The sequence below is a fragment of the Micromonospora haikouensis genome (assembly GCF_000876225.1).
GTDB classification, from domain to species: domain Bacteria; phylum Actinomycetota; class Actinomycetes; order Mycobacteriales; family Micromonosporaceae; genus Micromonospora; species Micromonospora haikouensis.
The window spans coordinates 2917221-2937555 of sequence record NZ_JXSX01000001.1 but is presented as its reverse complement, the minus strand read 5'-3'; the positions used below and the strand labels follow the sequence as shown (position 1 = coordinate 2937555).

Below are 20335 nucleotides of genomic sequence, written 5' to 3'. Positions count from 1 at the left end.
CATCCCTTGACCAGCCCATCCCTTGACCAGCCCATCCCTTGACCGGCCCCACCGCCGACCGGGCCCACCGCGTGACCGGCCGCACCCACGACTGGCCCCTCCCCCACCGTTCCCGGCCGGGCTATTTGCGTTGCCCGTCCCCGGGCCCGTGTCTACTGTGCGGTGATGCCCTCGCCACTGCTCACAGTGACCTTCGACGCGCACGACGCCGTTCGCCTGGCGCGGTTCTGGGCCGGCATGCTCGGCCGGGAGGTCACCGGGGACGCCCGTGGCGCGCTCCTTCCCGGCGACGACACCCAGCCCAGCCTCCGGTTCGTCCCGAGCCCCACCGAGAAGGCGGGAGCCAACCGCCTGCACCTGCACCTGACCAGCACCGACCCCGCCGACCAGCAGCGCCTGGTGACGACGGCACTGGGGCTCGGCGGCGGCCACCTCGACGTCGGGCAGCGCCCCGAGGAGGGGCACATCGTGCTGGCCGACCCCGAGGGCAACGAGTTCTGCGTGATCGAGCCGGGCAACCGCTTCCTCGCCGGGTGCGGCCTGCTCGGGGAGCTGGCCTGCGACGGCACCCGCGAGGTGGGGCTGTTCTGGAGCCGGGCGCTGGACTGGCCGCTGGTCTGGGACCAGGACCAGGAGACCGCCATCCAGTCACCGCACGGCGGCACGAAGGTCGCGTGGGGCGGCCCGCCCGTGGCCCCGAAGACGGCACGCAACCGGCAACGCTTCGACCTCGCCCCGCCCGCAGGCGACCAGCAGGCCGAGGTCGACCGGCTGGTCGCCCTCGGGGCGACCCGGCTGGAGACGGGCGCGGACGGTGCGGTCGTCCTGGCCGACCCCGACGGCAACGAGTTCACCCTGCCCGCCCCGCCTCGGTGATCAAGAGAAAAGCGGCAGAGTCGATCTCAACGATGACGCAAACCTCTTGATCACCGAGGCTGTCGGGGGGCGGGGGGTAGGAGGGTGGCGAAGGCGATGACGTTGTCGGCGTAGCCCGTGCGGCCGCCGACCCACGCGCCGCCGCAGGTGATCAGCCGAAGCTCCGGCGGGCCGTCGTCGCCGTACACCCGGTCGGTGGGCAGCTCGTCCTTGCCGAAGTGCTCGACGGAGTCCACCGCGAAGACCGCCACGTCGCCGTCGGCGCGGGTCACCTCGATCCGGTCGCCGGCCCGCAGCCTGCCCAGGTCGTAGAAGACGGCCGGACCGTCGCGGGTGTCCACGTGGCCGACGATGACGGCCCGGCCCGGCTCGCCGGGGATCACGCTGCGGTCGTACCAGCCGGTCTCGGCGGCGGCGCTCAGCGGCGGCACGGCGATCGACCCGTCGGCGGCCTGCCCGACCGGGCCGACGGGCGCGGACACCCGGATCGCCGGCACCCGGAGGCTCACCGGTCGGCCCACGGCCGGACGGGGCGCGTCGTCGACGGCGGCTGCCGCCCGTTCGGCCGGCCGGGTCGCCCACTCCAACGGCCCCGCCGCGCGGCCGAGGCCGGCACCGGTGGCGAAGACGCCGAGCAGCACCAGGGCCACGGCCGCCGGCACCGACCAGGGCCGGCGGCGGCCGGCCAACCCGGTGGTACGCGGGGACGCCGCGCCCGGGGCGGTCCGCGCGGACGCCACCGCCCGGACGGTACGCGCGGACGCCGCACCCGGGGCGGTACCTGCCGACGCCACGGCCGGCCTCAGCTGCGGTTTCCGCCGCGGCGGGACCGCGGTCGACGGGCCGTGGCCACGCCGATCGTCACCCCGGCCACGGTCAACGCCACGCCGCCCGGCAGCAGCAGCCCGTCGGTGGCGCCCCGGGCGGTGCCACCGAAGCCCGTGTTCGGCCCCCGGCTGGGATGGTGCGTCGGCGGGTACGTCGGATGGTGGGTCGGCTGGTAGGTCGGCTTGTGGGTGGGCGCGGGCGAGGGCTGCTTCTTGACCACCTGGAGCATCGTGGTGGCGGTCTCGCCGCCCCGGCATTCGAGCTTGACCCGGTAGTTGCCCGGCCAGATGCGCTCGCGGACCATCGGGGTGCCGGTGAGCAGGCCACGCTGCGGGTGCACGGCGACCCGGCCGAAGGCGTCGGAGACCACGATCGCCGGCACCGAGTTGTCGTGGCAGCTCGCCCGGATCCCCACGAGGTAGCCGGGCTGCACGGTGCTGGGGGTGACCTCGACGAAGACGAGCCAGCCGGGCTGCGAGCCGGGCTGCTGCCCACCGGCCGGGCCGGGCGGGCCGACCGGAGGCTCGGGGGCGGGGGCGGCCACGGGGACGGCCTCGGGTGCCCCGGCGGCCCGCGCGCCCGCCGCGAGCGGGCCGGCGAACGCGGCGACGGCGACGGCGAACGCGGCGCCGATCCGCGCGGCCAGCCTCGTGCCGGGGCCCGTGGCCGGTCCGGCGCACTGGTGCGTGGCTGCCCCCATGACCCCTCCGGCGCGGTTGTGCGTCGCCGGGCAGCGGCCCGCCCGGCCTGCCGTACGGGATGAATCTTCTCATCCCCGGTCGTACCTCACAGCCGATCCGGCGCGCTGGTCGCGTAAGCTCGGACCGCTGTGACCTCCACCGAAGCGAACCCCGTCGTGACCGTGCCGCCCCACGCGTCGCGGATCCGCACCTTCCACCCCCGCCGGGGCCGGATGACCGGCCGCCAGCTCGACGCGCTCGACCGGCTCTGGTCGGCGTACGGCCTGACGGTCGCCGACGATCCCGCCGCCGCGCCCGTGGACCTGGCGGCGCTGTTCGGCCGCCGGGCCCCGATCGTGCTGGAGATCGGGTCGGGAATGGGGGACGCCACGGCCGCGATGGCCGCCGCCGACCCAGGCCGAGACTATCTGGCGGTCGAGGTGCACACGCCGGGAATCGCCAACCTGTTGGGGCTGGTGGAGCGCCTCGGGCTGGGCAACGTGCGGGTCGCCCGGGGCGACGCGCTGGACCTGGTCCGGGCGCTGCCCGACGGGTCGCTGGACGCGGTGCACGTCTTCTTCCCCGACCCGTGGCCCAAGTCGCGGCACCACAAGCGGCGGATCATCTCCCCGACGCACGTGGCGCTGCTGCGCTCCCGGCTGACGCCCGGCGGGACGCTGCACTGCGCCACCGACTGGGCCGAGTACGCGGAGTCGATGCGCGAGACGCTGACCGCCGACCCGGGGCTGGTGGACGTGCACGGCGGGTACGCCCCGCGCCCGGCGCACCGGCCGGTGACCAAGTTCGAGCGGCGCGCCCTGACGGCGGGCCGCCCGGTGTTCGACCTGGTCCACCGCCGCGCCTGAGGGGTGCCGGCCGAGGCGCGGCGCGCGGCGCGCGTGCGGTGCGAGGAAGGGCCCCTGTCAACGCATTCTGTTGCACAGGGGCCCCTGCCAACCACCCGGTTGGCGCGGAGGGGCCTGCGACAGGCACGATGGACGGGCTATGACGCTCACCGCCGCGCTGCCGACAAGCGCCGACCCCGACACCCTCTTCGACGCGTTCGCCAGCTGGGCGAAGGAGCGCGGCCTCGACCTCTACCCCCACCAGGAGGAGGCGGTCATCGAGATCGTCTCCGGCGCGAACGTGATCATGAACACCCCGACCGGCTCGGGCAAGAGCCTGGTCGCGATCGCCGCCCACTTCGCCGCCCTGGCCGACGACCGGACGACCTTCTACACCGCCCCGATCAAGGCCCTGGTGTCGGAGAAGTTCTTCGCCCTGTGCGAGGTCTTCGGCGCCGACAACGTCGGCATGCTCACCGGCGACGCCAGCGTCAACGCCGACGCCCCGATCATCTGCTGCACCGCCGAGGTGCTGGCCAACCTCGCGCTGCGCGAGGGCGCGCGGGCCGACGTCGGCCAGGTGATCATGGACGAGTTCCACTTCTACGCCGAGCCGGACCGGGGCTGGGCGTGGCAGGTGCCGATCATCGAGCTGCCGCAGGCCCAGTTCGTGCTGATGTCGGCCACCCTCGGCGACACCAGCCGCTTCGTCGACGACCTGACCCGGCGCACCGGCCGGCCGACCGCCGTCGTGCGCTCGGCCGAGCGGCCGGTCCCGCTCCTCTTCTCGTACGCGATGACGCCGCTGCACGAGACCCTGGAAGAGCTGCTGGAGACCAGGCAGGCCCCGGTGTACGTCGTGCACTTCACCCAGGCCGCCGCCCTGGAGCGCGCCCAGGCGCTGATGAGCGTCAACGTCTGCACCCGGGCCGAGAAGGACATGATCGCCGAGGCGATCGGCCGGTTCCGGTTCACCTCCGGCTTCGGCAAGACGCTGTCGCGGCTGGTGCGGCACGGCATCGGCGTGCACCACGCCGGCATGCTGCCGAAGTACCGCCGGCTCGTGGAGACCCTCGCCCAGGCCGGCCTGCTCAAGGTCATCTGCGGCACGGACACCCTCGGCGTCGGCATCAACGTGCCCATCCGCACGGTGCTGTTCACCGGCCTGAGCAAGTACGACGGGGTGCGTACCCGGCTGTTGAAGGCCCGCGAGTTCCACCAGATCGCCGGCCGGGCCGGGCGGGCCGGCTTCGACACCCTCGGCCGGGTCGTCGTGCAGGCCCCCGAGCACGTCATCGAGAACGAGAAGGCCCTCGCCAAGGCCGGCGACGACCCGAAGAAGCGACGCAAGGTCGTGCGCAAGAAGCCGCCGGAGGGCTCGATCGGCTGGGGCCAGCCGACCTTCGACCGCCTCGTCGAGGCCGAGCCGGAGCCGCTGACGTCCAGCTTCCAGGTCAGCCACTCGATGCTGCTCAACGTCATCGGCCGCCCCGGCGACGCGTTCGCCGCGATGCGGCACCTGCTCACCGACAACCACGAGGACCGCGCCGCCCAGCGCCGGCACATCCGCCGGGCCATCGCCATCTACCGGGCGCTGCGGGCCGGCGGCGTGGTCGAGGAGCTGCCCGAGCCGGACGAGACCGGCCGCCGGGTGCGGCTCACCGTCGACCTCCAGCTCGACTTCGCGCTCAACCAGCCGCTGTCGCCGCTGGCGCTGGCCGCGATCGAGCTGCTCGACGCCGAGAGCCCGTCGTACGCCCTCGACGTGCTCAGCGTGATCGAGTCGATCCTCGACGACCCGCGCCAGGTGCTGTCCGCGCAGCAGTTCAAGGCCCGCGGCGAGGCGGTCGCCGCGATGAAGGCCGAGGGCATCGAGTACGAGGCCCGCCTCGAACTGCTCGACGACGTGACCTGGCCCAAGCCCCTCGCGGAGCTGCTGGACGCCGCGTACGAGATGTACCGGCGGGGGCACCCGTGGGTCGCCGACCACCAGCTCTCCCCCAAGTCCGTCGTGCGGGACATGTACGAGCGGGCGATGACCTTCACCGAGTACGTGCAGTTCTACTCCCTCACCCGCTCCGAGGGCCTCGTGCTGCGCTACCTCGCCGACGCGTACAAGACGCTCCGGCAGACCGTGCCCGAGGACGCCAAGACCGAGGAGCTGATCGACCTCATCGAGTGGCTGCACGAGCTGGTCCGCCAGGTCGACTCCAGCCTCATCGACGAGTGGGAGCGGCTGAAGAACCCCTCGGACGTCGCCGAGGCCGCCGAGGCGCACGCCGCCCTCGACGACCGGCCGCCGGCGGTCACCCGCAACGCGCGGGCGTTCCGGGTGCTGGTGCGCAACGCGCTGTTCCGCCGGGTCGAGCTGGCCGCCCTGCGCCGCTGGGACCTGCTCGGCGAACTGGACGCCGCCGACGGCTGGGACGCCGACGCGTGGGCCGACGCGCTGGAGCCGTACTTCGAGGCGTACGACTCGATCGGGACCGGGCCGGACGCCCGCGGCCCGGCGCTGCTCATGATCGAGCAGGGCCGGGACCGGTGGACGGTCCGGCAGATCCTCGACGACCCCGACGGCGACCACGACTGGCGCATCAGCGCCGAGGTCGACCTGGCCGCCTCCGACGAGGTCGGCGCGGCCGTCGTCCGGATCACGGACGTCGGCCAGCTCTGACCGTGGGCATGTCGCGTGGCCGGGGGCGCGGCTGGTACCGGGGCGACTGCCACGTGCACTCGGCGCGCTCCAACGGTGCGGACCTGACGCCGGAGCAGGTGGTGGCCGACGCCCGCGCCGTCGGCCTGGACTTCATCGCGATCACCGAGCACAACACCACGGACACGCACGGCGTCTGGGGCCCGCTCGCCGGCGACGACCTGCTGGTCATCCTCGGCCAGGAGGTCACCACCCGGACCGGGCACTGGCTGGCGCTCGGCATCGGCCCGGGGCAGGTCGTCGACTGGCGGTACGGCGTCCGCGACGGGGTGATCGACCGGCAGGTGGAGCAGGTGCACCGGGCCGGCGGGCTCTGCGTGGCGGCGCACCCCCACGCGCCGTACCCTTCCGGCGTCTTCGCGTACCCGTTCGACGGGTTCGACGCGGTGGAGGTGTGGAACGGGCGGTGGAGTTCGGAGCTGCCCTGGAACGCCGACAACGAGGCGGCGCTGGCCGAGTGGGGCCGGGGCCTGGCCGCCGGCATCCACGGCGGGCGGTGGCGGCCGGCGCTGGGCTGCAGCGACACGCACCTGGCGGGCCAGCTCGGGGTGCCGCACACCGTCGTGCTGGCCGAGGAGTTGACCACCGCCGCGATCCTCGCCGGCATCCGCGCCGGCCGGAGCTGGATTGCCGGCTCGGCCGCCGTCGAGCTGTCGCTCACGGCCACCACGGGCGATGCCAGCGCCGGGATCGGCCAGCGGCTGGACACCGGCGAAGGACCGATCGTCGTACGGGTGGACGTGCGCGGCGTGCCGTCCGGCACCGTCACCTTCCACACCGACCGGGGCGCTGTGCACCGCGTGCGCCTGCCCCAGGACGGCTCCGGTGCCCTGACGTGGCGCACCAGCGCGGCGGAGTCGATGTTCGTCCGGGTCGAGGTGCGCCATCCCGGCGGGCAGATGGCCGCGCTCACCAACCCCGTCGTCCTGGCCGGCCCGTGACGGCGGTCAGCCGAGTGGCTCGGCCAGGGCGACGATGATGCCCGCCGGGCCGCGTACGTAGCAGAGCCGGTAGCTCTCCCCGTACTGCGCAATCTCGCCGACGAGGGCGGCCCCGTGCGCACGCAGGCGGGCGAGGGCTTCCTCGATGTCGTCGACGGCGAACATGACGTTGCGGATGCCCAGCGTGTTCGCCGGCGCGTTGGGCGGCCCGGCGTCGACCGCCGCCGGGGCGTGGAACCTCGCCAGCTCGATCCGGCCGTGGCCGTCGGGGGTCCGCATCATCGCGATGTCGACCCGGACGTCGTCGAGCCCAACGACCTGGTCGACCCAGCGGCCCTCGACCGGCGTCTGCCCCTCGACCTCCATGCCGAGTTCGGCGAAGAACGCGATGGCAGCCGCCAGGTCCTCGACCACGATGCCGACATGGTCCATCCGCAGGATCGCCATGCCCAGAGCATAGGGGCAACCGGGCGGCGATGTGCCCCTCTTGTCCCTGGGCGATGTCAGACCCGTCGATTAGAATGTATGTACTAAACCAAGTCCTGACCTGGGAGGACTTCCGTGACCGCGCCCACCTCCAGCACCCTCCCGCCCTACGCCACCCTCCTCGGCTTCACCCGGTACGTCGACCGCACCGGGCCCACCAAGGCAAGCTTCGTCGGGGGCCTGCGCAAGCAGCGGGCCAGCAAGCACGGCTTCAACCCGCACGGTCAGTTCGTCAAGGCGCTCAAGGCCGACGTCGCGTTCCACACCGGCGGCACCCACCTGGCGCAGGTGGCCGACGCGGTCAAGCCGCGCTGGCAGCCGCTCTACCGGGCGCTCGTGCCGGGCGCGACGGCCTGGCTGCACTCCCTCGGCGAGCCGACGGGCGTCGACCTGGCGCAGACGCGTGACGCCCTGGCCATGCTCGGCGACCTGCCGGTGAAGATCAATCCGCACTTCGGCATCCGGCACGCGGCCGACGGCCGCGCCGAGGCCATCCGCCTGCACTTCGACGAGACCCCGCCCAGCGAGGAGGCGGCACTGGCCACCCTGCACCTGATGGCCCGGCACATGGACGCGGTCTTGCCGCACGCCGCGCCCGTCCTGGTCGACGTGCGACGGGGTGTGGCGCACCGGATGCCCGACGGCGTCAAGCCCGAGCAGGTCGAGCAGTGGCTGGCCGGCGAGGCGGCGGCGTTCCGCGCGATCTGGTCCACCGCCGCCTGACCCCACCCACCGCCGCGCCACCTCCCACCGCCCCACCGGGCAGAGGGAGGTGGCGCGATCGCGTACGGAGCAGAGCGGCCCGCCGCGACGCGGCGATACGGCACGACGCGGCGCGCCGTGTCGCGGCGCGGGCCGCATGATCGCGCTCAATATGGGAAACAGTGGCATCGATCGCATCGGGAGGCCACTCGATCCCGGATCGGGCACGCTCTTGAGCGGCGTCACCAGGGTTATCCACAGGGGACAGCGCGGTGTCCGCAGAACCGGCACGGTAAGGACATGCCGAAGAGCCCTCGACGACCTCCCCAACTGCGAGGTCGGATCTTCCGCGGTTCGGTGGCCCGGTCCCGGGGCCTGCTGACCCGCAACGACCTCCGCAGTTCCGCCTGGCGGCCGTTGTTTCGCGACGTCTACGCCGATGCCGAGATCACGGTCAGCCACCGGCACCGGTGCATGGCGGTCGCCCGCTGGCTGATCCCGCCCGGCACCGCGATCGCTGGCCGCTCCGCCGCAGCGCTGTACGGCGTGGGAAAGATCCCACCCGACGAGCCGATCGACGTGCTGACGCCCAGCCCGCCGCCCGGCACAACGCAGAAGCGGCAACTGCCGGCGGTAACGCCCAGCGTACCTCCCACCAGGAGACCGGACGTGCCACCCTCAATGCCCGAGCCCTCGGCTCCTGCGCCGGCCCCGCCGTCGGGATCACCGACGCCGGCGACGCCGCTACAGGGCAGCCGCCGGCTGGGGCCCATGGCGGGGCTGTGCGTACACCGGGGTCCGGTGCTTCCGGGGGACATCGTCGACCGGGCGGGCATCCCGGTGACCAGTCCGACGCGCACCTGCTGGGACGTCGCCCGCTGGCTGGACGTGGTGGAAGCGGTCGTCGTCATCGACGGCCTGCTGGCGCGACGGATCGTCGACATTCCGGCGCTACGCGAGTACGCCCTGGCACGGGCGGGGTGCCGGGGCTGGCGGTCGCTGCTGCGCGCCGTCGACCTCGCCGACGCCCGCGCCGAGTCGCCGCAGGAGTCCCGGACCCGGGTCCGGCTGGTGCTGGCCGGCCTGCCCCGGCCCCGTACCCAGTGGGTCGTCTCCGACGGTGGACGGTTCGTGGCCCGGCTGGACCTGGCCTGGCCGGAGTTCCGGGTCGCCGTCGAGTACGACGGGTTCTGGCACGATGATCCCGAGCAGTTCCATCGGGACCGTCGCCGCCTGAACCGGCTGCTCGGCGGGGACTGGCTCGTCCTGCACGTGACGGCGCGACGCCTCCGCGAGGACTTCGACGGCTTCCTCGCCGAGGTGCGCGCCGCCCTGCGCTCCCGCGGCCACCGCCCCGGGGACTGAGCGTCCCGGACTGCGCGTCGGAGATCACGCTCGATCCGGGAAACAGTGGCTTCCTACACGGACGGATGCCACTCGATCCCGGATCGAGCGTGATCTCGCGGGGACCCGCGCGGGGCGCGGGGCGGGGCGCGGGGTGCACGGGTCAGGCTGCCGGAACGTACTTCTCCAGGTCGTCGATGATCTTGTTGGCGGCGCCGACGCCGATCCCGGTCATCCAGGTCTCGTCGGAGACCACGTTCGCCCGGCCCGCCTTGACCGCCGACAGCCCCTTCCACAGGGTGCCGCCGGTGACGGTGGCCTGCTCGGCGGCGGCCTTCTCGCCGTACGCGGTCACGAAGATGACGTCGGCGTCGACCTCGTTGACCCGCTCGGCGCTGACCAGGTCGAACCGCTTGTCCTCCTTGCCGGCGAGCTGCTGCCGCTCGGGGCGGCCGAGGCCGGTGTCGCCGACGACGATGCCGGAGAACGAGTCCGGCCCGTACACCCGGATCGCGCCGGGGATGAAGCGCACGATGGAGACGGTGCGGTCGGCGGCGTCGCCGAGCTTCGCGCCGAAGTCCTTCGCCCGCTTCTCGTACGCGGCCAGCAGGTCCTTGGCCTGCTGCTCCTTGCCCAGGGCCTGGCCGTCGAGGAGGAAGTTCTCCTTCCAGGTGATGCCCACCTTCTCGGTGAACACGGTCGGCGCGATGGCGGCCAGCTCGTCGTAGAACTTCTCCTGGCGGAACTTGCTGCCCAGGATCAGGTCGGGCTTGAGGGCGTTGATCGCCTCCAGGTCGGGTTCGGTGAGCACCCCGACCTCCTTGATGCCGGCCAGCTTCTCCTCGCCGAAGTAGGTGGGCCAGCTCCTCGCCTCGCCGGCGGTCGCCGCGCCGACGGGTGTGACCCCGAGCGAGAGCGCTGTGTCGATCTTGTCGGTGTCGAGGACGACGACCCGCTTGGGCTCGGCGGGCACCTTGGTGGTGCCCATGGCGTGGGTGATCTCCCGGGTCTGTCCGGTGGCGGTGCCGGCGACGGGGTCGCTCTCACCGCAGGCGGTGAGCCCGACGCCGAGGGCGACGGCCGCGGTGAGCACGGCGGCGAGACGACGCATGGTGGGGTTCCTTTCGAGGGGTTCAGCCGGCCGACGGGCCGGCGGCAGAGGCAACGGAGGAGGCAGCGGAGGCGGAAGCCGCCGGGGCGGGGGCGGGAACGGCGGCCGGGGAGGGCGTGGTGAGGGCGGGCACGACCAGGGGCGCGCCGCTCACCGGGCAGGGCACCACCACGCAGTCGAGCCCGAAGACGTCGCGGACCAGCGCGGCGGTGAGGATCTCCCGGGGCGGGCCGGCGGCGACCACCGCCCCGGCGCGCATGGCGACGAGGTGGTCGGCGTAGCGGGCTGCCTGGTTGAGGTCGTGCAGCACGGCGACGACGGTGCGGCCCCGTTCGGCGCGCAGCCGGTGCAGCAGGTCCAGCACCTCGACCTGGTGGGCCAGGTCGAGGAAGGTGGTCGGCTCGTCCAGCAGCAGCGCCTCGGTGTCCTGGGCGAGGGTCATCGCGATCCAGACCCGCTGCCGCTGGCCGCCGGAGAGGGTGTCCACCGGGCGGTCGGCGAGGCCGGCCACGTCGGCGAGGGCCATCGCCTCGTCGACGGCGGCGCTGTCGGCCGCCGACCACTGCCGCCACCACCGCTGGTACGGCTGCCGCCCCCGGCCGACCAGGTCGGCGACCGTCACGCCCTCGGGCACCAGCGGGCTCTGCGGCAGCACCCCGAGCCGCCGGGCGACCTCCCGCGTCGGCAGGTCCCGGATGGCGGTGCCGTCGAGCAGCACGGTGCCCGAGCGCGGGGTCAGCAGCCGCGCCATGGTGCGCAGCAGGGTGGACTTGCCGCAGGCGTTCGGCCCGACGATGACGGTGAACGCGCCGGCGGGCAGCGTCACGTCGAGGCCGTCCAGGACGGTCCGCTCGTCGTAGCCGACGACCAGGTCGCGGGTGGAGAGCATCGCGGCTCCTCGGGAGGGGTCGGCGGGGTCCGGTGCGCCGGCGAGGGCAGGCGGGGCGGCGGGCCGGTCGGCGGGCGCGGGGGTCGTCACGACGCCCTCCGCCGGCCGCGCAGCAGCAGGAACATCAGGTACGGTCCGCCGATCGCGGCGGTCAGCACGCCCGCCGGCAGCTGGGTGGGCGCGAACAGCCGGCGGCCGGCGAGGTCGGCGAGGACCAGCAGCAACGCCCCGAGCAGGGCGGAGCACAGCAGCGGGGGCCGCTCGGCGCGGACCAGCCGGCGGGCCAGTTGCGGGGCGACGAGGGCGACGAAGTCGACGGCGCCGACCTGCGCGGTGACCATCGCGGCGGCGAGCACGCCGGTGCCGGCCAGCGTGACCCGGCGGGCCACGGGGCGCACCCCGATGCCCCGGGCCGTGTCGTCGTCCAGGGCGGTGCTGTTCAGCGCCCAGCCGGCCCAGAGCAGCACCGGCAGCAGCGCCAGCAGGGTCGCGGCGATCCACGCCGCCTCCGTCCAGCCCTTGCCGGCGAGGGTGCCGAGCAGCCAGATCTGGGCGCGCAGCCCGTCGATCGGGTCGGCGGTCAGCAGGACCACCTCGATGAGCGCCCGCAGGCCGAAGGCGACCGCCACCCCGGCGAGCACGAAGCGCTGGGCGGCCAGTCCGTGCCGGGCCCCGAGGGCGAACACCGCGACGGCGGCGGCCAGGCCGCCGAGCAGCGCCGCCGGGGCGACCAGCATGGCGGCGGCCCCGCTGGTGAGGGCCACCGTCGCGGCGAGCCCGGCGCCCTGGGTGATGCCGATGACGTCGGGGCTGGCCAGCGGGTTGCGGGCCACGCTCTGGATCAGCGTGCCGGCGACGCCGAACGCCGCCCCGGCCACCGCCGCGAGCACCAGCCGGGGCAGCCGCAGGTCGAGCACCACCAGGTCGTACGGGGTGCCCGCGCCGGCGAGCGCGCGCAGCACGTCGGGCGTGGCGACGTACGGGGTGCCGAGGGAGAGGCTGAGCAGCCCGGCGGCGACGAGCAGCCCGACCAGCGCGGCGGCGACCAGCACGGGGCGGCGGCGCACCGGCACCCGCAGCGGGCCGAGCCGCAGCAGCGACCGGCCGGCGGGGGCGACACGTCCACCGGTGGGGGCGAGCAGGTTCACGCGGTCACCACCCGGGCACGGCGCACCAGGAAGGCCAGCAGGGGCGCGCCGACCAGCGCGGTCACCACCCCGGCGGGCACCTCGCCGGGCGGGGCGACGAGCCGGCCCGCCACGTCGGCGCCGAGCAGCAGGGCCGGCCCGAGCAGCGCGGCGACGGCGAGGGTCCACCGGTGGTCCGCGCCGACCAGGGCGCGGGCCAGGTGCGGCACGGCCAGTCCGACGAACGCGATCGGCCCGGCCGCCGCCACGGCCGCGCCGGTGAGCAGCACCCCGGCCGCGCCGCCGCCGAGACGGACCAGCCCGACGCGGTGGCCCAGGCCCCGGGCCACGTCGTCGCCGAGGGCGAGCGCGTCGAGGCCCCGGGCGACCAGGACGGCCAGCAGCAGCCCGGCGAGGACGAACGGCAGCACCTGCCCGGCGACGCCGACGCCCCGGCCGGTCAGCCCGCCGACGACCCAGAACCGGTACTCCTCGAAGGTGCGGGCGTCGATGCTGAGCAGCGCGTACACGAGGGCCCCGAGACTGGCGTCGAGCGCCGCGCCGGTCAGCGCGAGGGTGACCGGCGACGCGCCGTCGCGGGCCCGGTTGGCGACGGCGAAGACCGCCAGGCCGGCCAGGAGCGCCCCGGCGATGCCGAACCAGACGTACCCGGCGAGGGTGCCGACGCCGAAGACGGCGATGGCGAGGACCACGCCGAACGACGCGCCCGCGCTGATGCCGAGGATGCGCGGCTCGGCGAGCGGGTTGCGGGTCAGCGCCTGGAACAGCACCCCGGCCACGGCGAGCGCGAGCCCGACGAGCAGGCCGAGGGCGGTGCGGGGCAGCCGCAGCTCGCGGACGATGGTGGTGGCGTCGCCGCCGTCGGGGGCGACCAGCGCGTGCCAGACCGCGCCGGGGGCGAGCGGGCGGCTGCCGAGGGCGAAGCTGGCGAGCACGGCGAGGGCGAGCACGGCCGCCGCGCCGAGGGTGACGGCAGCCCGGCGGCCCAGGCCCCGGGTCGTCGGTGTGCCGGCCCGGATCGGCCGCGCGGCGACGGTGGTCACGAATCTCCCTCGACTTAGGTACGCCTTACCTTAAACCGAAGGAGGCGGGTCACCCTAACCGGCGACCGTCGATCGGATCCGTCGCCACCCCCGCTGAGCAGGGCGGCCGTGCCGAGCGTCGCCCCGCCCGCAGGAGTCGGCCGGTCAGCCCGCGGCCCCCGCGCGCCGGGAGGAACCGTCCCCGCCCTCGGCGGCACCGGACGGCAGCACCTCGATGGGGCGCATCATCTCGTTGTCCTCGTGTTCCAGCAGGTGGCAGTGCCAGACGTAGCGTCCCGGCAGGTCGAAGCGGACCTTGATCCGGGTCAGCTGCCCCGGGTACGCGACCACGGTGTCGTGGAAGCCGCGCTCCGCGGGGCCGGGCGGGGTGCGGCCGTCGTGTCCCCGCCCGAGCACCTGGAACTGCACCTGGTGGACGTGGATCGGGTGGGCGTCCTCGGTGCAGTTGCGCAACTCCCACTCCTCGGTGACGCCGAGGGCGGGGGTCTCGGTCACCGGCGCGTCCCAGCCCAGCGGCACCGGCCGGCCGCTGGCGGCGACGACGCCCAGCAGGGCACGTACCGGGCCGGCCGAGGACTCCTGCTCGTTGAGCGAGAGCCGCCGGACGACCCGGGCGGCGGGCAGCGGGGCGCACTCCGGCAGGGACAGTTGCCCGGGCGGCACGCTGGCATCGGCGCCGGCCCGGTCGCCCACCACGAACTTGAGCACCTGCCCGGTCGTCCGCGGGTCGGCCGGGGGGAAGTCGGTCCCCGGCGCGCCGCCGCCGAACGGCTCGTCGGGGCCCTCGTTGACCAGGTACAGCTCGGTGCCGGCCGGCACGTCGGTGAAGTCGACCACGACGTCGGCCCGCTGGCCGTTGGCGAGCAGGATCCGGGGCGCGGCCACGGGCTCGGGCAGGAACCCGCCGTCGCTGCCGACCTGCCACAGCGGCAGCGCGGGCCGGCCCGGGCGGCGGGTCGGGTGGTCGGTGACCGACAGCATCAGGAACCTGGCGTTGCAGCCGTTGAGCAGCCGGAACCGGTAGCGCCGCCGCTGCACCCGCAGCACCGGCCAGGTCGCGCCGTTGACCACCATGGTGGCGGCGAAGAACTCGGGGTTCCAGATCGGCGGCACGTCGGTCCCCGGCAGGTACGGGCCGGGGTAGTCGTCGAAGTCGGCGCGGCTTTCGGGATACCAGAGCGAGCCGTCGGGGCGGAAGGTGCGGTCCTGGATCAGCAGCGGCAGGTCGTACGACGCCTGCTCCGGCAGCGAGCCGGGCAGCGCCCCGGACGGCAGGTCGTCGGGGCCGCCGCTCAGCCGGTAGAAGCCGGCCAGCCCGGCGTAGAGGTTCACCCGGGTCATGCCCAGGGTGTGGTCGTGGTACCAGAGGGTCGTCGGGCGCTGGTCGTTGGCGTACTCCATGCTTGTCGTGCCGGGGGCACAGCGGACGCCGGTCCGCTCGGCTGCCAGGTCCCGGAACTCGCTGTAGGCCGAGCCGCCGTCGGCGCACCCGGCGGGCAGGTCCCGGGCCACGGGGAGGAACCACGCCTCGGGGTGGCCGTCGCTCTCCTGCCGGTTGTGCCCTCCGTGCACGTGCATGACGGTCGGGACGGGCCCCCGGTACGGGCCGGGGGTGCTGGTGAAGTGCGGCCGGTGGTCCCGGCCGTCGACGCCGCCGGTCGGGTTGGCCCAGTGCAGCGTCGGGTCGACCGGCAGCAGGTGCGGCAGGTAGCGGCCCCGCTCGTCGACGAGCTGGTTGCACCAGGTCACCCGGACCGGGCGGCCGACGGTGGCGGCGATGGTGGGGCCGGGGTAGGCGAAGCTGCGCGGGTGGGCGGGCGAGCCGAAGCCCCAGACCGTCGTGGCCGGCAGCCCGGCCGGGAGGACCTGCTGGCGGAACTGGCGGACGGCGACCACGTACTCGTCGACGCCGCCGCTGGTGCGGGAGGTGGGCATGGTCGTCGGCACGGGCAGCGGGGTGACGTACTTGGGCACGGCACGGGGGTCGATCAGGGCGGTCGGGGCGGTCGGGGCGCCGGCTGCGGTGCGACCGGTGGGCAGCAGCAGGGCCGCGCCGCCGGCCGCACCGGCGGCGATGAGTCGTCTACGGGTCACCATGCCGCGAGGCTAGAACGAGCATTGCTCACCAAAGTGCCGAAACAGCGTCGTTACTCCTTTAAGAGGACAAAACGGTTTCTAACGGTCAGCTGACCCTACTCCCCGGGGAGCAGCTCGGCGACCGGCACCGCGCGCAGCGCGTCCGCCGGGCCGACGATGACCCGGATCGACGGGAAGTAGTCCCGCAGCACCTGCTGGCACGGGCCGCAGGGGGTCAGGACGTCCCGACCCCGGTCGCCCACCGCCACGATGGTCTCCAGCTCCGTCTCCCCCTGGGTGGCGGCGGCCCCGATCACCACCACCTCGGCGCACGGCCCGCCGGTGACGTGGTGGACGTTCACGCCGGTGAACACCCGGCCGGCGGCGGTACGCGCGGCCGCGGCGACGGTGTGCCGGTCGCTGCGGCAGCGCAGCTTCGCCACGGCCGTGGCCGCCTGCACCAGCGCCCGGTCGGTGTCTCGCATGCTCATCCCAGGCCCCCGTGGTCGGCGTCGATCGGCGGTCAACTCTAGACGGCGGCAGCCCTGGCGACCGGTAACCCGGGGGCGGTCCCGCACGCGGCTGCCTATCCTTGGCGACGACATGCAGAATCCAGCCGCTCCCGCCGCAGCCGCCGGGCCCACCGCCGCCGCCGAGCCCACCGACGGGCCCGCCGCGTCCCACCGCCTCCGCGAGCTGCACCGCCGCCTGCCCGCCCTGATGTTCCGCGACCAGCGCCGGCTCCAGCGGCGCCTCGACGGGGTGCGCCGGCTGCGCGACCCGCAGCGGCGCGAGGCCGCGCTGGCCGAGATCACCGCCGACGTCGCCCGGGCCGAGCAGCGGCTCGCCGACCGCCGGGCGGCGGTGCCCCGAATCACGTACCCGGCGGGGCTGCCGGTCAGCGAGCGCAAGGACGATCTGGCCGCCGCGATCCGGGACCACCAGGTGGTGATCGTGGCCGGCGAGACCGGCTCCGGCAAGACCACCCAGCTCCCCAAGATCTGCCTGGAGCTGGGGCGTGGCGTGCACGGGCTGATCGGGCACACCCAGCCCCGGCGGCTGGCCGCCCGCACCGTCGCCGACCGCATCGCCGAGGAGCTGGGCACCGAGCTGGGCGACGTGGTCGGCTACAAGGTCCGCTTCACCGACCAGGTGAGCGACCGCAGCCTGGTCAAGCTGATGACCGACGGCATCCTGCTCGCCGAGTTGCAGACCGACCGGATGCTGCGCCAGTACGACACGTTGATCATCGACGAGGCGCACGAGCGCAGCCTCAACATCGACTTCGTCCTCGGCTACCTGCGCCAGCTCCTCCCCCGCCGCCCGGATCTCAAGGTGGTCATCACCTCGGCGACCATCGAGACCGACCGGTTCGCCCGGCACTTCGCCGACGCCGAGGGCCGGCCCGCGCCGGTGGTCGAGGTGTCCGGGCGCACCTACCCGGTCGAGGTGCGCTACCGGCCGCTGGTCGAGATCAGCGAGAGCGAGGACGACTCCGGCGACGACGAGGAGAACGTCCGCGACCAGATCCAGGCCATCGGCGACGCCGTCGAGGAGCTGGCCGCCGAGGGGCCGGGCGACATCCTGGTCTTCCTCTCCGGCGAGCGCGAGATCCGGGACACCGCCGACGCGCTGGGCAAGCTGGTGCAGTCCAAGCGGTCGCTTCTGGGCACCGAGATCCTGCCCCTGTACGCGCGGCTGTCGGCCGCCGAGCAGCACCGGGTGTTCGCCCCGCACACCGCGCGGCGGGTGGTGCTCGCCACCAACGTCGCGGAGACCTCGCTGACCGTCCCCGGCATCAAGTACGTGGTGGACCCGGGCACCGCCCGGATCTCCCGCTACTCCAGCCGGTTGAAGGTGCAGCGGCTGCCCATCGAGCCGGTGTCGCAGGCGTCGGCCAACCAGCGCAAGGGCCGCTGCGGGCGCACCTCGGACGGCATCTGCATCCGCCTCTACGACGAGTCCGACTTCGACTCCCGCCCCGAGTTCACCGACCCGGAGATCCTGCGCACCAACCTCGCCTCGGTCATCCTCCAGATGACCTCGATCGGGCTGGGCGACGTGGCGGCGTTCCCGTTCATCGACCCGCCGGACCGGCGCAACATCGCCGACGGGGTCAACCTGCTGCACGAGCTGGGCGCGCTCGACCCGACCGAGACCGACCCGGCGAAGCGGCTCACCCCGCTTGGCAGGCGCCTGGCGCAGCTCCCCGTCGACCCCCGGCTCGCCCGGATGGTGATCGAAGGCGAGCGCAACGGCTGCGCCACCGAGGTCGTCGTCATCGCCGCCGCGCTGTCCATCCAGGACCCGCGCGAGCGGCCGGCCGAGAAGCAGGCCCAGGCCGACCAGGCGCACGCGAGGTTCGCCGACTCCGAGTCGGACTTCGTCGCGTACCTGAACCTGTGGCGGCACCTGCGCGAGCAGCAGCGGGAGTTGTCCTCCAGCGCGTTCCGCCGGATGTGCCGGGCCGAATACCTCAACTACCTGCGGGTACGCGAGTGGCAGGACATCGTCAGCCAGGTGCGCCAGGTGCTGCGTACGGCGGAGAAGGGTGACGGCCGGCGCGGGGCCGGCGCGGACCTGCCGGAGGAGATCGACACCCCGAAGGTGCACCAGTCGCTGCTGCCGGGCCTGCTGTCGCACATCGGCCTGAAGGACCCGCAGAAGCACGAGTACCTCGGGGCGCGGGGGGCGAAGTTCGCCCTGTTCCCCGGGTCGGCGCTGTTCAAGAAGCCACCGCGCTGGGTGATGGCCGCCGAGCTGGTGGAGACCTCCCGGCTGTGGGGACGGGTCGCCGGCCGCGTCGAACCGGAGTGGGTCGAGCCCCTCGCGCAACACCTGGTCAAGCGCAGCTACAGCGAGCCGCACTGGGAGAAGAAGCAGGCGGCGGTGCTGGCCTACGAGAAGGTCACCCTGTACGGCGTCCCGCTGGTCACCGCCCGGAAGGTCAACTTCGGGCGGATCGACCCGGCGCTGTCGCGCGAGCTGTTCATCCGGCATGCCCTGGTGGAGGGCGACTGGTCCACCCACCACCAGTTCTGGCGGGACAACCAGAAGCTGCTCACCGAGATCGAGGAACTGGAGAACCGGGCCCGGCGGCGGGACATCCTCGTCGACGACGAGACGATCTTCGCCTTCTACGACGAGCGGATCCCGGCCGACGTGGTCTCCGGCCGGCACTTCGACGCCTGGTGGAAGAAGGAGCGGCGGCAGCGGCCGGACCTGCTCACCTTCACCCGGGAGTTGCTGGTCAACGCCGGCCGGGGCGGGCTCGACGAGGCCGACTACCCCGACGAGTGGCGGGCCGACGGGGTCACCCTGCCGCTGACGTACACGTTCGACCCGGGCACCCCGACCGACGGCGTGACCGTGGACATCCCGCTGCCGCTGCTCAACCAGGTGCCGGCGGAGAGCTTCGACTGGCAGGTCCCCGGGCTGCGCGAGGAGCTGGTGATCGCGCTGATCCGGTCGCTGCCCAAGGCGGTGCGGCGCAACTTCGTCCCCGTCCCCGACTACGCGCGGGCCGCGCTCGCGGCGATCACCCCCGGGCAGGAGCCGCTGCTGGACGCGCTGACCCGGCAGTTGCGCCGGATGACCGGGGTCACCGTGCCCCGCGACGCCTGGGAGCCGGGGAAGCTCCCCGCCCACCTGCGGGTCAGCTTCCGGGTGCTCGACGAGGAGAACAAGCCGGTCGCCGAGGGCAAGGACCTGCCGGCGCTGCAACGCCAGCTCCGCCAGGAGGTACGCCAGGTGGTGGCCGCCGCCGCCCCGGACGTCGCCCGGACGGGCCTGACGCAGTGGGACTTCGGCACCCTGCCGCGCACCATCGAGCAGGTGCGCGCCGGGTACGCGGTCACCGCGTACCCGGCGCTGGTCGACGAGGGGTCCACGGTCGGGGTGAAGGTCTTCGACTCCGAGGCCGAGCAGTCCGCGGCGCACTGGGCGGGCACCCGGCGGCTGCTGCGGCTGACCGTGCCGTCGCCGGCGAAGTTCCTCCAGGGGCGGCTGTCCAACGAGGCGAAGCTGGCGCTGAGCCGCAACCCGCACGGCGGCGTGCAGGAGCTGATCGCCGACGCGGCCGGGGCGGCGATCGACAAGCTGGTCGCCGACGCGGGCGGCCCGGCCTGGGACGCCGACGGCTTCGCCGCCCTGCGGGACCGGGTCCGCGCCGACCTGGTGGACACCGTCGTCGACGTGATGGGCCGGGTGCGGCAGGTGCTCGCCGCCGCGTACGCCGTCGAGCAGCGCCTCGGCAAGACCCAGAACCTGGCCGTGGTGGCCGCCCTGGCCGACATCCGGGCCCAACTGTCGGGCCTGGTGCACAAGGGGTTCGTCACCGAGACCGGCTACGCCCGCCTGCCCGATTTGCTGCGCTACCTCACCGCGATCGAACGGCGGCTGGACCGGCTGCCGGGCAACCCGCAGCGGGACCGCCAGCAGCAGGACCGGGTGGCCGCGGTGCAGAAGGAGTACGCCGACCTGCTCGCCGCGCTGCCGCCCGGCCGGCGCGGGTCGGCGGCGGTGCGGCAGATCCGCTGGATGATCGAGGAGCTGCGGGTGAACGTGTTCGCCCAGGCCCTCGGCACCCCGTACCCGGTGTCGGAGCAGCGGATCTACCGGGCGATGGACGACGCCGAGGGTCGCTGACCAGTC

The 20335-nt window shown here is 74.3% G+C and carries 16 protein-coding genes; 7 read left to right on the top strand and 9 right to left on the bottom strand.

The window, feature by feature from the left end:
* The first annotated feature begins 165 nt into the window (after positions 1–165).
* Positions 166–876: a VOC family protein gene (locus TK50_RS12120; RefSeq protein WP_144420220.1), complete on the top strand. Its 711-nt coding sequence runs from the start codon at positions 166–168 to the stop codon at positions 874–876.
* Between the two features lie 50 nt (positions 877–926).
* On the opposite strand, the gene TK50_RS12115 is transcribed toward TK50_RS12120, so the two are convergent.
* Positions 927–1616 (bottom strand): class F sortase, encoded by a 690-nt coding sequence (locus tag TK50_RS12115; protein WP_082106267.1) that lies wholly within the window; start codon positions 1614–1616, stop codon positions 927–929.
* A 62-nt stretch (positions 1617–1678) separates the two neighbouring features.
* Complete coding sequence (locus TK50_RS12110; protein ID WP_043962830.1) at positions 1679–2404, bottom strand: hypothetical protein; 726 nt, start codon at positions 2402–2404, stop codon at positions 1679–1681.
* A gap of 213 nt (positions 2405–2617) precedes the next feature.
* On the opposite strand from TK50_RS12110, the gene trmB reads away from it, so the two are divergent.
* From trmB to TK50_RS12095, 3 genes are all read left to right on the top strand, one after another.
* Complete coding sequence (gene trmB / locus TK50_RS12105) at positions 2618–3250, top strand: tRNA (guanosine(46)-N7)-methyltransferase TrmB (RefSeq protein WP_374199624.1); 633 nt, start codon at positions 2618–2620, stop codon at positions 3248–3250.
* 139 nt (positions 3251–3389) lie between these two features.
* Positions 3390–5903 (top strand): DEAD/DEAH box helicase, encoded by a 2514-nt coding sequence (locus tag TK50_RS12100; RefSeq protein ID WP_043962829.1) that lies wholly within the window; start codon positions 3390–3392, stop codon positions 5901–5903.
* Positions 5904–5911: 8 nt separating this feature from the next.
* Complete coding sequence (locus TK50_RS12095; protein ID WP_199486008.1) at positions 5912–6883, top strand: CehA/McbA family metallohydrolase; 972 nt, start codon at positions 5912–5914, stop codon at positions 6881–6883.
* Between the two features lie 6 nt (positions 6884–6889).
* On the opposite strand, the gene TK50_RS12090 is transcribed toward TK50_RS12095, so the two are convergent.
* A complete protein-coding gene (locus tag TK50_RS12090; RefSeq protein ID WP_199486007.1) occupies positions 6890–7330 on the bottom strand; it encodes a VOC family protein in 441 nt (146 codons plus the stop codon).
* A 114-nt stretch (positions 7331–7444) separates the two neighbouring features.
* On the opposite strand from TK50_RS12090, the gene TK50_RS12085 reads away from it, so the two are divergent.
* Positions 7445–8092, top strand: a complete 648-nt coding sequence (locus TK50_RS12085; protein WP_043962828.1) for a hypothetical protein — start codon at positions 7445–7447, stop codon at positions 8090–8092.
* A gap of 780 nt (positions 8093–8872) precedes the next feature.
* The gene (locus tag TK50_RS32910; RefSeq protein ID WP_144420219.1) at positions 8873–9436 is read left to right on the top strand and encodes an endonuclease domain-containing protein; all 564 of its coding nucleotides are present in this window, start codon (positions 8873–8875) and stop codon (positions 9434–9436) included.
* A 142-nt stretch (positions 9437–9578) separates the two neighbouring features.
* Here the strand turns inward: TK50_RS32910 and TK50_RS12075 are convergent, their stop codons facing one another.
* The 6 genes from TK50_RS12075 to TK50_RS12050 all read right to left on the bottom strand — a co-directional run bounded on the left by TK50_RS12075 (position 9579) and on the right by TK50_RS12050 (position 16173).
* On the bottom strand, positions 9579–10526 hold the full coding sequence (locus tag TK50_RS12075) for an ABC transporter substrate-binding protein (RefSeq protein ID WP_043962825.1): 948 nt from the start codon (positions 10524–10526) through the stop codon (positions 9579–9581).
* A 22-nt stretch (positions 10527–10548) separates the two neighbouring features.
* A complete protein-coding gene (locus tag TK50_RS12070; RefSeq protein WP_043962824.1) occupies positions 10549–11415 on the bottom strand; it encodes an ABC transporter ATP-binding protein in 867 nt (288 codons plus the stop codon).
* A gap of 86 nt (positions 11416–11501) precedes the next feature.
* The gene (locus TK50_RS12065) at positions 11502–12563 is read right to left on the bottom strand and encodes a FecCD family ABC transporter permease (RefSeq protein WP_241773975.1); all 1062 of its coding nucleotides are present in this window, start codon (positions 12561–12563) and stop codon (positions 11502–11504) included.
* A complete protein-coding gene (locus TK50_RS12060) occupies positions 12560–13606 on the bottom strand; it encodes a FecCD family ABC transporter permease (protein WP_043962823.1) in 1047 nt (348 codons plus the stop codon). The genes TK50_RS12065 and TK50_RS12060 overlap by 4 nt, the downstream gene beginning before the upstream one ends.
* 144 nt (positions 13607–13750) lie before the next feature.
* Positions 13751–15703, bottom strand: coding sequence for a multicopper oxidase family protein (locus tag TK50_RS12055; RefSeq protein ID WP_043962822.1), 1953 nt, complete (start codon positions 15701–15703; stop codon positions 13751–13753).
* 95 nt (positions 15704–15798) lie between these two features.
* On the bottom strand, positions 15799–16173 hold the full coding sequence (locus tag TK50_RS12050) for a cytidine/deoxycytidylate deaminase family protein (protein ID WP_043962821.1): 375 nt from the start codon (positions 16171–16173) through the stop codon (positions 15799–15801).
* 112 nt (positions 16174–16285) lie between these two features.
* Between TK50_RS12050 and hrpA the strand changes: the two genes are divergently transcribed.
* The gene (gene hrpA / locus TK50_RS12045) at positions 16286–20329 is read left to right on the top strand and encodes an ATP-dependent RNA helicase HrpA (RefSeq protein ID WP_082106266.1); all 4044 of its coding nucleotides are present in this window, start codon (positions 16286–16288) and stop codon (positions 20327–20329) included.
* Positions 20330–20335: the final 6 nt, after the last annotated feature.

Excerpts from the sequence above, each read along its gene's own strand:
- TK50_RS12120 (WP_144420220.1), top strand. The coding sequence starts at position 166 with ATGCCCTCGCCACTGCTCACAGTGACCTTCGACGCGCACGACGCCGTT.
- TK50_RS12110 (WP_043962830.1), bottom strand. The coding sequence starts at position 2,404 with ATGGGGGCAGCCACGCACCAGTGCGCCGGACCGGCCACGGGCCCCGGC.
- trmB (WP_374199624.1), top strand. The coding sequence starts at position 2,618 with ATGACCGGCCGCCAGCTCGACGCGCTCGACCGGCTCTGGTCGGCGTAC.
- TK50_RS12100 (WP_043962829.1), top strand. The coding sequence starts at position 3,390 with ATGACGCTCACCGCCGCGCTGCCGACAAGCGCCGACCCCGACACCCTC.
- TK50_RS12095 (WP_199486008.1), top strand. The coding sequence starts at position 5,912 with ATGTCGCGTGGCCGGGGGCGCGGCTGGTACCGGGGCGACTGCCACGTG.
- TK50_RS12090 (WP_199486007.1), bottom strand. The coding sequence starts at position 7,330 with ATGGCGATCCTGCGGATGGACCATGTCGGCATCGTGGTCGAGGACCTG.
- TK50_RS12075 (WP_043962825.1), bottom strand. The coding sequence starts at position 10,526 with ATGCGTCGTCTCGCCGCCGTGCTCACCGCGGCCGTCGCCCTCGGCGTC.
- TK50_RS12070 (WP_043962824.1), bottom strand. The coding sequence starts at position 11,415 with ATGCTCTCCACCCGCGACCTGGTCGTCGGCTACGACGAGCGGACCGTC.
- TK50_RS12055 (WP_043962822.1), bottom strand. The coding sequence starts at position 15,703 with ATGGTGACCCGTAGACGACTCATCGCCGCCGGTGCGGCCGGCGGCGCG.
- TK50_RS12050 (WP_043962821.1), bottom strand. The coding sequence starts at position 16,173 with ATGAGCATGCGAGACACCGACCGGGCGCTGGTGCAGGCGGCCACGGCC.
- hrpA (WP_082106266.1), top strand. The coding sequence starts at position 16,286 with ATGCAGAATCCAGCCGCTCCCGCCGCAGCCGCCGGGCCCACCGCCGCC.